At 56.9% G+C, this 13,058-nt stretch carries 14 protein-coding genes; 5 read left to right on the forward strand and 9 right to left on the reverse strand.

Going from position 1 to position 13,058, the window contains the following annotated elements; translation table 11 throughout:
• The first annotated feature begins 48 nt into the window (after positions 1–48).
• Positions 49–2,190: a phosphate acetyltransferase gene (gene pta / locus MC50_RS00830; protein WP_032686765.1), complete on the forward strand. Its 2,142-nt coding sequence runs from the start codon at positions 49–51 to the stop codon at positions 2,188–2,190.
• Between the two features lie 72 nt (positions 2,191–2,262).
• Here pta and MC50_RS00835 read toward each other — a convergent pair whose 3' ends face one another.
• From MC50_RS00835 to MC50_RS00855, 5 genes are all read right to left on the reverse strand, one after another.
• A complete protein-coding gene (locus tag MC50_RS00835) occupies positions 2,263–3,216 on the reverse strand; it encodes a transketolase family protein (RefSeq protein ID WP_047663338.1) in 954 nt (317 codons plus the stop codon).
• Positions 3,209–4,039, reverse strand: coding sequence for a transketolase (locus tag MC50_RS00840; protein ID WP_004865137.1), 831 nt, complete (start codon positions 4,037–4,039; stop codon positions 3,209–3,211). The genes MC50_RS00835 and MC50_RS00840 overlap by 8 nt, the downstream gene beginning before the upstream one ends.
• Positions 4,036–5,427, reverse strand: coding sequence for a PTS ascorbate transporter subunit IIC (locus MC50_RS00845; protein ID WP_032686648.1), 1,392 nt, complete (start codon positions 5,425–5,427; stop codon positions 4,036–4,038). Before MC50_RS00845 ends, MC50_RS00840 begins: the two co-directional genes overlap by 4 nt.
• Positions 5,428–5,449: 22 nt before the next feature.
• A complete protein-coding gene (locus MC50_RS00850) occupies positions 5,450–5,722 on the reverse strand; it encodes a PTS sugar transporter subunit IIB (RefSeq protein ID WP_004865143.1) in 273 nt (90 codons plus the stop codon).
• A gap of 80 nt (positions 5,723–5,802) precedes the next feature.
• Complete coding sequence (locus MC50_RS00855; protein WP_004865146.1) at positions 5,803–6,246, reverse strand: PTS sugar transporter subunit IIA; 444 nt, start codon at positions 6,244–6,246, stop codon at positions 5,803–5,805.
• Between the two features lie 235 nt (positions 6,247–6,481).
• On the opposite strand from MC50_RS00855, the gene MC50_RS00860 reads away from it, so the two are divergent.
• Positions 6,482–7,501: a LacI family DNA-binding transcriptional regulator gene (locus MC50_RS00860; protein ID WP_004865150.1), complete on the forward strand. Its 1,020-nt coding sequence runs from the start codon at positions 6,482–6,484 to the stop codon at positions 7,499–7,501.
• Between the two features lie 3 nt (positions 7,502–7,504).
• Here MC50_RS00860 and yfcD read toward each other — a convergent pair whose 3' ends face one another.
• The 4 genes from yfcD to MC50_RS00880 all read right to left on the reverse strand — a co-directional run bounded on the left by yfcD (position 7,505) and on the right by MC50_RS00880 (position 10,894).
• Positions 7,505–8,068, reverse strand: a complete 564-nt coding sequence (gene yfcD, locus MC50_RS00865) for an NUDIX hydrolase YfcD (RefSeq protein WP_046852011.1) — start codon at positions 8,066–8,068, stop codon at positions 7,505–7,507.
• Positions 8,069–8,126: 58 nt separating this feature from the next.
• On the reverse strand, positions 8,127–8,678 hold the full coding sequence (gene yfcE / locus MC50_RS00870) for a phosphodiesterase (RefSeq protein ID WP_004865155.1): 552 nt from the start codon (positions 8,676–8,678) through the stop codon (positions 8,127–8,129).
• A 56-nt stretch (positions 8,679–8,734) separates the two neighbouring features.
• The gene (gene yfcF / locus MC50_RS00875) at positions 8,735–9,379 is read right to left on the reverse strand and encodes a glutathione transferase (RefSeq protein ID WP_004865158.1); all 645 of its coding nucleotides are present in this window, start codon (positions 9,377–9,379) and stop codon (positions 8,735–8,737) included.
• 96 nt (positions 9,380–9,475) lie between these two features.
• Entirely contained in the window at positions 9,476–10,894 is a 1,419-nt protein-coding gene (locus tag MC50_RS00880) for an aldehyde dehydrogenase family protein (protein ID WP_047663339.1), read from the reverse strand.
• A gap of 103 nt (positions 10,895–10,997) precedes the next feature.
• Here MC50_RS00880 and MC50_RS00885 point away from each other — a divergent pair, with 103 nt between their 5' ends.
• The 3 genes from MC50_RS00885 to folX all read left to right on the forward strand — a co-directional run bounded on the left by MC50_RS00885 (position 10,998) and on the right by folX (position 13,042).
• The gene (locus MC50_RS00885) at positions 10,998–11,912 is read left to right on the forward strand and encodes a LysR family transcriptional regulator (protein WP_047663340.1); all 915 of its coding nucleotides are present in this window, start codon (positions 10,998–11,000) and stop codon (positions 11,910–11,912) included.
• Positions 11,913–11,983: 71 nt separating this feature from the next.
• Positions 11,984–12,613: a GSH-dependent disulfide bond oxidoreductase gene (yfcG, locus tag MC50_RS00890; RefSeq protein ID WP_015583782.1), complete on the forward strand. Its 630-nt coding sequence runs from the start codon at positions 11,984–11,986 to the stop codon at positions 12,611–12,613.
• Between the two features lie 66 nt (positions 12,614–12,679).
• Positions 12,680–13,042, forward strand: a complete 363-nt coding sequence (gene folX, locus MC50_RS00895) for a dihydroneopterin triphosphate 2'-epimerase (RefSeq protein ID WP_004865171.1) — start codon at positions 12,680–12,682, stop codon at positions 13,040–13,042.
• The last annotated feature ends 16 nt before the right edge of the window (positions 13,043–13,058 follow it).

Consider the following 13,058-nt stretch of genomic DNA (forward strand, 5'->3'; position numbering starts at 1 on the left):
CAGTTTTGTATCCCGCCTGATACCGGCGGTAACGAAAGAGGATATATCGTGTCCCGTATAATCATGCTGATCCCGACCGGAACCAGCGTTGGCCTGACCAGCGTCAGCCTCGGTGTTATCCGCGCAATGGAACGCAAAGGCGTTCGTCTGAGCGTCTTTAAACCTATCGCCCAACCGCGCGCTGGCGGCGATGCACCAGATCAGACGACCACCATCGTTCGCGCTAATTCAAGCCTTCCGGCCGCTGAGCCGCTGAAGATGAGCCACGTCGAGTCGCTGCTGTCCGGCAACCAGAAAGACGTGCTGATGGAAGAGATCATCGCCAACTACCACGCCGCGACTCAGGATGCAGAAGTGGTGCTGGTAGAAGGTCTGGTCCCGACCCGTAAACACCAGTTTGCTCAGTCTCTGAACTTCGAAATCGCCAAAACGCTGAACGCGGAAATCGTCTTCGTGATGTCTCAGGGTACCGACACCCAGGAACAGCTGAACGAACGTATCGAGCTGACCCGCAATAGCTTCGGCGGCGCGAAAAACACCAACATTACCGGTGTTATCGTCAACAAGCTGAACGCACCGGTTGACGAACAGGGTCGTACCCGTCCCGATCTGTCGGAAATCTTCGATGACTCTTCCAAAGCGAAAGTCGTGAAGATCGATCCGGCTCAGCTGCAGACTGGCAGCGCTCTGCCGGTTCTGGGCGCGGTGCCGTGGAGCTTCGATCTGATCGCAACGCGGGCGATCGATATGGCCCGCCACCTGAATGCCACCATCGTCAACGAAGGCGACATCAACACCCGCCGCGTGAAGTCTGTCACCTTCTGCGCACGCAGCATCCCGCACATGCTGGAACATTTCCGCGCGGGTTCTCTGCTGGTGACTTCCGCAGACCGTCCTGACGTACTGGTCGCCGCCTGCCTCGCCGCCATGAACGGCGTTGAAATCGGCGCGCTGCTGCTGACCGGTGCTTACGAAATGGACGCGCGCGTCAGCAAGCTGTGCGAACGTGCATTCGCGACCGGCCTGCCGGTCTTTATGGTGAACACCAACACCTGGCAAACCTCCCTGAGCCTGCAGAGCTTCAACCTCGAAGTTCCGGTTGACGATCACGAGCGTATCGAGAAAGTTCAGGAATACGTGGCCAGCTATATCAACGCCGACTGGATCGAGTCTCTGACCGCCACCTCCGAGCGTAGCCGTCGCCTGTCTCCTCCGGCCTTCCGTTACCAGCTGACCGAGCTGGCGCGCAAAGCGGGCAAACGTGTGGTTCTGCCGGAAGGCGATGAGCCGCGTACCGTTAAAGCCGCCGCTATCTGTGCAGAGCGCGGTATCGCGACCTGCGTGCTGCTGGGTAACCCGGATGAGATCAACCGCGTTGCCGCCGCTCAGGGCGTAGAACTGGGCGCAGGCATCGAAATCGTCGATCCGGAAGTGGTTCGCGAAAGCTACGTGGCTCGCCTGGTCGAACTGCGTAAGAGCAAAGGCATGACCGAAGCGGTTGCCCGCGAGCAGCTGGAAGACAACGTGGTTCTCGGCACCCTGATGCTGGAACAAGACGAAGTCGACGGCCTGGTGTCCGGCGCGGTACACACCACCGCCAACACCATCCGTCCGCCGCTGCAGCTGATCAAAACGGCGCCGGGCAGCTCCCTCGTCTCTTCCGTGTTCTTCATGCTGCTGCCTGAACAGGTTTACGTTTACGGCGACTGCGCGATCAACCCGGATCCGACCGCAGAACAGCTGGCCGAAATCGCGATTCAGTCCGCGGACTCCGCGATTGCGTTCGGCATTGAGCCGCGCGTGGCGATGCTCTCCTACTCCACCGGGACTTCCGGTGCCGGTAGCGATGTGGAAAAAGTGCGTGAAGCGACCCGTCTGGCCCAGGAAAAACGTCCTGACCTGATGATCGACGGCCCGCTGCAGTACGATGCTGCGGTGATGGCTGACGTGGCGAAGTCCAAAGCGCCGAACTCGCCGGTTGCCGGCCGTGCGACCGTGTTCATCTTCCCGGATCTGAACACCGGTAACACCACTTACAAAGCCGTACAGCGTTCTGCCGACCTGATCTCCATCGGGCCAATGCTGCAGGGTATGCGTAAGCCGGTCAACGACCTATCTCGTGGCGCGCTGGTAGACGATATCGTCTACACCATCGCTCTGACCGCGATTCAGTCTTCCCAGCAGCAGTAATCTGCTGGATTATCCGCCTGGCGTCTAACGCCGACGGAAAGTAAAAAGGCGACCATCTGGTCGCCTTTTTTATTACAGCAGCTCGCGGGCCGCAGACACAATGTCGTGCGCCGTCAGGCCGTACTCCTTCTGCAGGTAGTCCTGAGTCCCCACCTGGCCATAGCGCTCCTTCACGCCAACCCGGCGCATCGGTACCGGGCAGGTCTCTACCAGCACTTCCGCCACCGCCGATCCCAGTCCGTTGTGGATACTGTGGTTTTCACAGGTCACGATGCGTCCGGTTTTCTCGGAGTAATTTTTTACCAGCATGCGGTCAATGGGCTTCAGGGTAAACATATCGATAACCGCCGCGCTGACCCCCTCCTGCTCAAGCTGACGTGCCGCCTCCAGCGCCTCGGACACCATGATACCGTTCGCAATCAGCGTAATATCATCGCCTTCGCGCAGCACATTTCCCTTGCCGATGGTGAAGGTCGAACCCGGCGCATAGACGCTCGGCGCCTGCTTACGGATGGTTCGTACCCAGTAGAACCCCTCGAGATCGATCAGCTGACGCAGAATATCCTCAAACATCGTCGCATCGGTGACTTCCAGCACCACCGAATGCGCTAATCCGCGGACAATGCCCATATCTTCAAACGACATATGGGTACCGCCGTTATGGCAAGCGGTCACCCCGGCATCCGAGGCGATGACCTTGACGTTATTGCGCTGATAATCCAGGGACATAAACAGCTGATCGAAACAACGACGGCTGGCGAAGGCGGTAAAGGTATGCACAAACGGCTTGCGTCCGGTCAGCGACAGGCCCGCGGCAGTGCCAATCACATTGGCCTCCATGATGCCGCAGTTGATGACATGCTGCGGGTATTTCCGCGCAACGCTGTCCATCGCCATAGAACTCATCAGGTCCGCTTCAAGGGCAATAATCGACGTCCCCTTTTCCACCTGCTGTGAGACGAAACCGGCGTAGATCTTACGCATTTCTACGGCATCTTTTTGTCCTGCGGGTGCAACCTTAATCATGCTCGGCCTCCAGTTGGCGAATCGTCTCGTTGAGCGCTTCTGTCATTTCATCGGTCAGGCGCAGGTGGTGGGAGTTGCTGAGCTGCTCCAGATACGGCACGCCCTGCCCTTTAATACTGTCGAGGATCACCACTCGCGGACGGGCATCTGCCGCCGGTCGCGGAGAGACCGTTTCAAGCAGCCGCGGTATGTCGTCCCCTTTTACCGTGACCACATCAAAACCAAAGGCGCGGAACTTACCCTCCAGATCAAAGGCACAGATAATCTCGTCCAGTTCGCCGTCAAGCTGCTGTTTATTCCAGTCGACAAATATCGTCAGGTTAGTTAAACGATGATGGGCAATAAACTGGAACGCCTCCCAGCACTGGCCTTCATTGAGTTCGCCATCGCCGACGATGCAGAACACCCGGTTAGCGCGCCCCGCCAGCTTATGCGATAACGCCATTCCGCCGGCAATGGAGATCCCCTGTCCCAGCGAACCGGTGGTGGCATCCACGCCGCGGGTCTTCAGCCGATCGGGATGGCTGGGCAAGCGGGTGCCGTTATGATTCAAGGTGCTGAGCTCCTCGATCGGAAAGTAGCCCTTGATAGCTAAAGTGCTGTACAGCGCCGGGCCGGCGTGGCCTTTCGACAGCACAAAGTAATCACGTTCCGGCCAGTCGGGATCCGCCGGGTCAATGTTCATCACCGCGCCATACAGTACGGCGAGCGTCTCCACCACAGACATGCTGCCGCCGTAGTGGCCGAAGCCGAGCTGCGTCAACGTTTTAAGCGTGGCAACGCGGATATCGCGTGCCAGCTGAGTCACTTCATTCACATTCATGGTTTCGCTCCGGTGTTTTCCTGCGTGTTACCACGCGCAGATTTGTTTTTAGCCAGTACGTTGTACGCCACCAGCAGCGCGAACAGCGCCACGACGAGCCCGGTAATGGCAAATGGCGATAAATAGCGCGCGAGATTGCCCAGCACGATGCCGATAGCGCCAAAGTCAGCATCGGAGAAGGTGGTGTTGGCAAAACCGATAGCGCCTAATACCGGCAACAGCAGCACCGGCAGGAAAGTAATCAGCAGGCCATTGGCGAACGCGCCAATCATCGCCCCGCGGCGCCCGCCGGTAGCATTGCCAAACACCCCAGAGGTCGCGCCGGTAAAGAAGTGCGGCACCACGCCGGGGAGGATCAACACCAGCTTCATTTGTCCGAGCAGGAACAACCCCACCAGTCCCCCAAGGAAGCTGAACAGGAAGCCAATCAGTACCGCGTTAGGCGCATAGGGATAGACGACCGGGCAATCCAGCGCCGGACGGGCATTCGGCACCAGTTTTTCCGAGAAGCCGGTAAACGCCGGAACGATCTCCGCCAGAATAAGACGCACGCCCTGCAGAATGATGAACACGCCGGCTGCAAAGGTGATGGCCATAATAATGGCGTACACCAGGTAGTTCTGACCGCCGCTGAAGGTGCTTTCGACATACTCTCGCCCGGCGCTCACCGCCATTATCAGATAGATAATCATCATGGTCAGGGAGATAGAGATTGAGCTGTCGCGCAGGAAGCTTAAATTCTTCGGCAGGTTCATCTCTTCGGTAGAACGCGAGCCTTTGCCGCACAGGCTGCCAATCCAGCCGGCGAGGACATATCCCAGGGTGCCGAAGTGGCCAAACGCAATATCGTCGGTACCGGTAATCCGCTTCATATAGCGCTGCGCCAGCGCCGGGAAGAAGGCCATCACCAGGCCTAAAATCAGCGAGCCGGTGAACACCAGGCCGATGCCATCAAAGCCGGCCACGGTGAGGATCACGCCGATCATGCAGGCCATATAGAAGGTGTGATGCCCGGTCAGGAAGATATATTTCAGGCGCGTAAAACGGGCGACAATAATATTGGCTACCATGCCAAAAGCCATGATTAGCGCCGTCGATGCGCCATATTTCTCCAGCGCAATGGAGACGATGGCTTCATTATTTGGAATAATCCCCTGGATATTAAATGCATGTTCAAACATGCCGCCCAACGGATTTAACGACCCCACCAGCACCGTTGCCCCGCCGCCTAACACAATAAACCCGAGAATGGTTTTAACCGTCCCTTTCACGACGTCTGAAAAAGATTTTTTCTGCGCCACGAGACCAATCAGGGCAATTAATCCCACCAGTACCGACGGGACTTTGAGAATATCAACAACAAAATTCAGCGTCTCAAGGATAAACATATCCGCCTCGCTTAAAATAAGGTTATTGTTTATCGAACCATGCGCGCAGCTGCGCTTCGAGTTCATTAATATCGATGATGTTTTTAATCACCACCAGCTGGCTTTCCGGTACGCTGGCGCTGGCGGCGATATCTTTCGCCATCACGAACAGATCCGCGGCACCGGGGGTCGCCGATGACAAATCGGAATGTTCAACTTCGGCCTCGATAGCGAGTTTTTTCAACACTTTCTTAATATTCATTTCGACCATAAAACTGCTGCCGAGGCCGGAGCCACAAATTGCCATGATTTTCATCATTATCACCTTTTTTAAGTAGAGGACGTCCGCATTACGCTCGCGCGTAATGTGCGGTGAAATCAGGTTATAAAATTAAATCAGAAACGTGCGATTATTTTTTTAATATCCTCCAGGGTTGTCGCCTGATGTAATTTTCCCATTTCCTCCTCGCTGGAAAATAATTCTGCGAGGGCGGAAATCATCTCAATATGACTATGCTTATCGGGAGCGGCGAGCATCACGATAACATCCACCGGGTCAAACTCTTCAGCGCCAAATGCGACGCCCTCTTCCAGCTTGAGCAGAGACAGCCCTAACCCTTTGGCCCCCTCCTCCGGACGGGCATGCGGCATCGCCAGACCGGGCGCCAGAACATAATACGGCCCCAGCTTTTGATGCTGGTCGACAATGGCGGTGATATATTCAGGGCCGATAACCCCCGTAGCCAGCAGCGGTCTGGCGCAAAGTTCCAGGGCCTGCCGCCAGTCCGCTACGCTTTTCTGCTGCGTAATAGTTGCATCAGAGATCCATTTTTCCAGCATGTTGTCCCCCATCAGTAAGCCCGCGATGAGCAAACTCTATTCAAGCTGACAACAGTTAACTGCGATTACGGTCACAAAGATAGCGCTACCATCGGCTAACATTCAAAATTGTGATAGCGCTATCAATTCGCGTTTTACCGAGGAAAACACAGCAAAAAAAAGGATTTAAGGCGTATACTCCGTGAAAGGTGAAATAAAGGATGATGGTAAAAGCATCTGCTCTGCAGGAATTCGTATGTCTCTAACCCGAAAACGGCGTAGTACCGGTAAAGTGACTCTCGCCGACGTTGCCCAGCTTGCCGGCGTGGGAACCATGACCGTTTCACGCGCATTGCGCACCCCTGAACAGGTTTCCGATAAACTGCGCGAAAAAATCGAAGCCGCGGTGCAGGAACTGGGATATATGCCCAATCTTGCCGCCAGCGCACTGGCGTCCGCTTCATCGTGGACCATCGCGATGGTGGTACCTAATCTTGCCGAGGCGGGATGTTCGGCCATGTTTGCCGGTCTGCAGCAGGTATTACAGCCCGCGGGATACCAGATCATGCTTGCGGAATCACAGCACCGCCTGGAACAGGAAGAAAAGCTGCTGGAAACCCTGTTAGCTTCCAATATTGCCGCGGCGATTCTGCTGAGCGTCGAGCACAGCGATACCGTGCGCCACTGGTTAAAAAACGCCTCTATTCCGGTCATGGAAATGGGGGCGATGCGCGCCGACCCGATTGATATGAATATCGGTATCGATAATGTTGCCGCCATGTATGAACTGACGGAAATGGTCATTAAGCGCGGCTATCAGAATATCGGCCTGCTGTGCGCTAACCAGGAGCAGTGGATTTTTCAGCAGCACCTGCAGGGGTGGTATAAGGCGCTGCTGCGCCATCATCTGTCGCCCAACAGGGTGATTAACGCCGCCCTGCCACCAAATTTCTCCACCGGTGCCTCCCAGTTGCCGGAATTTTTACTGGCGTGGCCGGAACTGGATGCCCTGGTCTGCGTTTCAGATGAGCTAGCCTGCGGGGTGCTGTATGAATGCCAGCGGCGACGCATCAAAGTGCCTGACGATCTGGCCGTTGTCGGGTTTGGCAACAGCGATGTGAGCCGGGTGTGCCAGCCGCCGTTAACAACCATGACGGTACCGCACCATAAGATTGGCATTGAGGCCGGGCGGGCGCTGCTGGAACGGCTTAACGATGGGGACTGGAGCGACCGGAAGGCGATCGTCTCCAGTTTATGTCTGCGGGATAGCTGCTAAAGGCTATTCGGCTGCTTCTGGTTTTTCCGGTTTTTCCGCTTTTACCTGGTCATTATTGGCGTTGCGGGTCATCCACAGCGCCAGCGCTTTCAACGAATCCGGGGTGAATTCATCGCAGCGAGCGGTAATCTCTTCCGGCGTCAGCCAGCACACTTCGCTTACTTCCTCTTCCTGCAAGGCAAAGGGGCCGTGCGACACGCAGCTAAACAGGCTCCCCCAGACGCGACAATGCTTATCTTCGTAATAGAACTGGCCATGATCGGCGAACGGCACGCCGGCAATCCCCAGCTCTTCTTCCGCTTCCCGGCGAGCCGAATCCAGCAGCTGCTCATCGGCCTGCACCACGCCACCGGCGGTAGCGTCCAGCATGCCCGGCTGGAAATCTTTGGTCTCGGTACGACGTTGCACCAGGATTTTGCCCATCCCATCGTGAACAACAATATAGGTTGCCCGATGACGCAGGCACTGCGCGCGCATTTGCTCGCGGCTGGACTGCGCTATCACCTCATTGTTTTCATTAACAATGTCTACCCATTCTGTGCTTGCCAAATCGTTCTGTTCCGCCATCAGGAAACCTTACTTTTGAAAGCGCTCTCGCGGCGCGTCTTTACGGTTGGGGGGTAAATTACGGGTTAATTGCAACCTCTGCAATAACCTGATGATCATCAAGTGCTAAAACCTGTAGTCGGTCCCCTTCCATGAGGCCATAGCTGGCGGAAAATCCCCCTTTGGGAATACTGACCGAGCCGGGATTGAAGAGAAAAATAGTGCCGCGCTTCTCGGCTACCGGAATATGAGTATGACCATAAACCAGGACATCGCCAGCGGCGAGAGGAGGCATATTTTCGGGGCTGTACAGATGCCCGTGGGTCAGAAACAGGCGAGTGCGTTCGCTCAGCACCTGCTGCCAGGGCGCAGTGACAGGGAAATCCAGCAGCATCTGATCGACTTCGCTGTCGCAGTTGCCGCGAACGGCGATCACGCGTTGCGCGACGCCGTTGAGCTTCACAGCGACATCCGCCGGCGCATAGCCTTCGGGTAACGCGTTACGCGGCCCATGATTGAGCACATCACCGAGAATAATCAGCCACTGCGCCCCACTTTGCGCGAACCGTTCCAGAACGCGTTCAGTAGCGGGCAGGGAACCATGAATATCCGATGCAAACATCAGCTTCATTTCTTCCGTCTCCACGCATTTCGATGCGCCTATGATAGCGGAACCGCTGCCGCGAATCAGCCCGCGCGTTTAGCTGACAGTGCGACAAAACGTTGAACCGACGCCCGCTGCCACTGGAATGTCGCATAGTCCGCCAGCGGCTCCGGAACCGCATCGCCGTTAAGCACCAGCCGGTTGATCATCAGGGCGAGATCGGTATCGGCAATCGACCACTCACCGAACAGATTATTGCCGCCGTGGGCCAGCAGTTCAGCAGCAGTTTCGAATAATTTTTCCGCGCTTTTGCGGCCCGCGGCGCTAAGCTCCGGTTTCTTTTGCCCACCGAACACCACGTCGGTAGAGCGCTCCTCGCGGATGGGCAGCAGATCGCTGCGTAGCCAGGCTTGCACCTGCCGCGCCCGGGCCCGCTTTTGCAGATCGTGGGGATAGAGCCGCTCCCACTCCGGCGGGGCGAAACGTTCATCCAGATACTCGCTAATCGCGGACGATTCGCTAAGCGCGAACGCCTCCACCTCTAACAACGGCACGCGGCGGGTCACGGTGTAACCTTTCCAGCCAGGCTGCTGATTTTCACCGCTATCGAGATCGATGGTTTTGAGAGCAAATGGCAGGCTTTTTTCCTGCAGGGCAACGTAAACAGACATTACGTACGGCGAGAAAAAGCTCGAATCGGACCACAGGGTAATGGCGGGCTGGCTCATGGCATCCTCAATAAATTATGGGGCGATAAGTCAACATATCCTGTCTTTTAAGGGATGTCACTTACCGCACCATGAGGATTTTGCATCCCCTGACGGCTAGCCGATGATCATCGTTTTCGGCTCCAGATAAGCCTGCATCCCCCATTTGCCCATTTCACGCCCCAGACCGGATTGCTTGAAGCCACCGAACGGCGCCTGCGGTTCATGTTCAAGGGTATTGACCAGTACGCGCCCGGACTCTATCGCCAGCGCAACCTCCTGACCACGCTGCCGATCGCCGCTTAATACCAGGGCGCTCAGGCCATAGGTCGTATCATTGGCAATTGCGATGGCTTGCGCCTGATCCTGATAGGGAATCAGTACCAGCACCGGGCCAAAGATCTCTTCTCGCGCAATGCGCATCTGGTTGTGGACATCGCTGAATACGGTCGGTTTCACACACCAGCCTTTTTCCATGCCCTGCGGTCGCCCTTCACCGCCGATGAGCAATCTTGCCCCCTCCTGCTGCCCCAGGCGAATATAATCCTGCACCCGTTGCCACTGCTTCCGACTGACCATCGGACCAATCGTCGTTCGCGCGTCGCGCGGGTCGCCGGAGATATACTCCGCCATTCCCTGCACGATGGCCTGTTCAAACTCCGCCAGACGCCCGGCGGGCACCAGAATTCGCGTCCCGGCGATGCAGGCCTGTCCGCTATTCATAAACCCGGCCGCCAGCGCCAGGGGCACCGCCTGCTGCACATCGGCATCATCAAGAATCAGAGTTGGCGATTTGCCACCGAGCTCCAGCGTGACGCGTTTCAGGGTTTGCGCCCCGCTTTCGATAATATGTTTCCCTACCGCGGTAGAACCGGTGAAAGAAATTTTAGCAATATCGGGGTGATGGTTAATAATATCCCCCACCACTTCGCCCCGTCCGGTCACGATGTTAACAACCCCGGCGGGGATCTGCGCCGCGTGCAGCGCTTCGGTGACGATCTGCGTCTGCCAGGCGCTCATCTCGCTGGGTTTAATCACCGCCGTACAGCCTGCCGCCATCGCCGTCGCCAGCTTGCTACAGATAAAACCGGCATCGCTGTTCCACGGCGTAATCAACCCCGCCACGCCGACCGACGTCATCACCACCTGCGCACGCCCCGCCGGTTCAACAAATTCGAAGCTCGCCAGCGTCTCCATCGCCTGCTTAATGGTTTGCGCCGGCCATGTCGCCATCCATTGCGAGCGCGAAGCCGGGGCGCCATATTCGGTGACAATCGCCTCGAGTAAATCCGCCTCTCTCGCCCGGACGGCCTGATACATCCGCTCAAGGACATCCAGACGCTGCTGTTTCGTCGTCCGTGACCAGCAAGGAAAGGCCGCTTTTGCGGCGGCAATCGCTCGCCGGGCATCCTCTTCGTCCGCCAGCCGCGCCTGGCCAATCATCTCTTCCGTCGCCGGGTTGAACAGCGCAAAGGTTTCGCTGCCGTGCGGGGTGACAAATTCACCGTTGATATAAATTTTATCGATGTGCAGCATCTTCGTCTTCCTCATTGGTTTGATGAAGGGAAGTATAGAGTCGACGTATTGCCCCGATAAGAGGGTATAATCAACACAGCCTGTCACGAAAATCGGGATAATCATGCACCGTAGCGGTCTTACTGAACTGGAAGTCCTCCTTGCCGTTGCCCACCGCCAGAGCTTCCGAGCGGCTGCCCGGGAGCTGGGCATGTCGGCCACCGCCATCAGCAACGCCGTCGCCGGACTGGAGGAGCGGCTCAACGTACGCCTGTTTAACCGCACCACCCGCAGCGTCGCGCTGACGGAGGCCGGGCGACGCTACGTCGAGCGCGTGGCACCTGCGCTGGCAGAAATTCAGCGCGCATCGGAAGAGATTGCCACTCAACCGGAAATGCCGACCGGCACGCTGCGCATCAATGCGCCACGCGAGAGCGTTGCCCTGCTGTTTGGACTGTTCGATACCTTCCTCAAGCGCTACCCGGACATGCGTCTCGACATCACCACCGAATCGCGGCTGATCGATATTGTCGCCGAAGGTTACGACGCCGGCATCCGCCTGGCGGAGTCGCTGCCGCAGGATATGATTGCCGTCACGCTGACGCCCGATGTGCGGATGCGTATCGTCGGTGCGCCAGAATATTTTGCCCGCCGCGGCATTCCGCACAGCCCGGAAGATCTGCTGCATCATCAGAGCATCGGGATGCGTATGTCACACGGCGGACTCTATCACTGGGAGCTGGAGCGCCAGCAACACAAGCTGACGGTGAACGTCCCGCCGCGTATTACCCTCAGCGAAATGGGCGCCATCCATTGTGCGGTACTCGCCGGCCTTGGACTGGCCTATATCTCGGACTGGTTTATCAAGGAAGATCTGGCCTGCGGCAAGCTCGTCAGCGTGATGGATGAGTGGTGCCCGTCGTTTGCCGGTCTACGCCTCTATTATCCCGGCCGCCGCCACGTTCCGCCCGGGCTGAAGGCTTTTATCAGCCTGGTGCACGAGTTGCGCGACCATCCCGACCCTGCGGGCAAAATTTAGCCCCCCGCCTCCCGGATGACGGCAGGTCGCCTATACTCGAACACGTGCGACCTACCACGGCGGGAGTCACCATGATCGACCTTTACTACGCACCCACCCCTAACGGCCAGAAAATTATTCTCTTTCTCGAAGAGGCGCAGCTGGCCTACCGCCTGATTCGGGTCGATATCAATAAAGGGGAACAGTTTCGCCCGCAGTTTCTCGCTCTCTCGCCGAATAATAAAATTCCCGCCATCGTCGACCACCTCCCCGTTGACGGTGGCGCGCCGCTCGGCCTGTTTGAGTCCGGGGAAATCCTGCTCTATCTGGCAGAAAAATCAGGAAAACTGCTCAGCGGCGAGCTGCGGGAACGCCATACCACGCTCCAGTGGCTGTTCTGGCAGGTCAGCGGATTAGGCCCTATGCTGGGGCAGAACCACCATTTCAACCACAGCGCGCCGCAGGCGGTGCCCTATGCCATAGAGCGTTATCAGGTCGAGACCCAGCGGTTGTACAACGTACTGAACCGTCGTCTGGAGGTCAGCCCATGGCTCGGCGGCGAACATTACAGTATTGCCGATATTGCCTGCTGGCCGTGGATTCGCGCCCACCCTCGCCAGCGTATTGATCTCGCACATTTTCCGGCGATTCATAACTGGTTTGAACGCATTCGTCAGCGTCCGGCCACCGGGCAGGCGCTGATAAAAATACAACACCAATAACCCCCCTGCTCGCATGGCTTGCTTTCATGTATGATTGCGGAAATGACAACACGGAGGAAGCCTGCAATGTCTCAGCCAGACGCCATTATTCGTATAAAGAACCTACGCTTACGTACTTTTATTGGAATCAAAGAAGAAGAAATCGCTAACCGCCAGGATGTGGTGATCAATGTGGCGATTCACTACCCGGCGGAGCGGTCCCGCAACAGTGAAGATATCAACGATGCGCTGAATTACCGCACGATTACCAAGCGTATCATCAGCCATATTGAGAATAACCGCTTCTCGCTGCTGGAAAAATTAACTCAGGATGTGCTCGACATCGCATGCGAACATCACTGGGTCACTTATGCTGAAGTTGAGATCGATAAACTTTATGCACTGCGCTACGCCGACTCCGTCTCAATGACCATGAGCTGGCGACGCTAAGCTTCTTAGGGAGGCG

This window comes from Klebsiella planticola (genome assembly GCF_000783935.2).
Taxonomy (GTDB): Bacteria; Pseudomonadota; Gammaproteobacteria; order Enterobacterales; family Enterobacteriaceae; genus Klebsiella; species Klebsiella planticola.

Excerpts from the sequence above, each read along its gene's own strand:
- MC50_RS00835 (WP_047663338.1), bottom strand. The coding sequence starts at position 3,216 with ATGATTAAGGTTGCACCCGCAGGACAAAAAGATGCCGTAGAAATGCGT.
- MC50_RS00840 (WP_004865137.1), bottom strand. The coding sequence starts at position 4,039 with ATGAATGTGAATGAAGTGACTCAGCTGGCACGCGATATCCGCGTTGCC.
- MC50_RS00845 (WP_032686648.1), bottom strand. The coding sequence starts at position 5,427 with ATGTTTATCCTTGAGACGCTGAATTTTGTTGTTGATATTCTCAAAGTC.
- MC50_RS00850 (WP_004865143.1), bottom strand. The coding sequence starts at position 5,722 with ATGAAAATCATGGCAATTTGTGGCTCCGGCCTCGGCAGCAGTTTTATG.
- MC50_RS00855 (WP_004865146.1), bottom strand. The coding sequence starts at position 6,246 with ATGCTGGAAAAATGGATCTCTGATGCAACTATTACGCAGCAGAAAAGC.
- MC50_RS00860 (WP_004865150.1), top strand. The coding sequence starts at position 6,482 with ATGTCTCTAACCCGAAAACGGCGTAGTACCGGTAAAGTGACTCTCGCC.
- yfcD (WP_046852011.1), bottom strand. The coding sequence starts at position 8,068 with ATGGCGGAACAGAACGATTTGGCAAGCACAGAATGGGTAGACATTGTT.
- yfcE (WP_004865155.1), bottom strand. The coding sequence starts at position 8,678 with ATGAAGCTGATGTTTGCATCGGATATTCATGGTTCCCTGCCCGCTACT.
- yfcF (WP_004865158.1), bottom strand. The coding sequence starts at position 9,379 with ATGAGCCAGCCCGCCATTACCCTGTGGTCCGATTCGAGCTTTTTCTCG.
- MC50_RS00880 (WP_047663339.1), bottom strand. The coding sequence starts at position 10,894 with ATGCTGCACATCGATAAAATTTATATCAACGGTGAATTTGTCACCCCG.
- MC50_RS00885 (WP_047663340.1), top strand. The coding sequence starts at position 10,998 with ATGCACCGTAGCGGTCTTACTGAACTGGAAGTCCTCCTTGCCGTTGCC.
- yfcG (WP_015583782.1), top strand. The coding sequence starts at position 11,984 with ATGATCGACCTTTACTACGCACCCACCCCTAACGGCCAGAAAATTATT.
- folX (WP_004865171.1), top strand. The coding sequence starts at position 12,680 with ATGTCTCAGCCAGACGCCATTATTCGTATAAAGAACCTACGCTTACGT.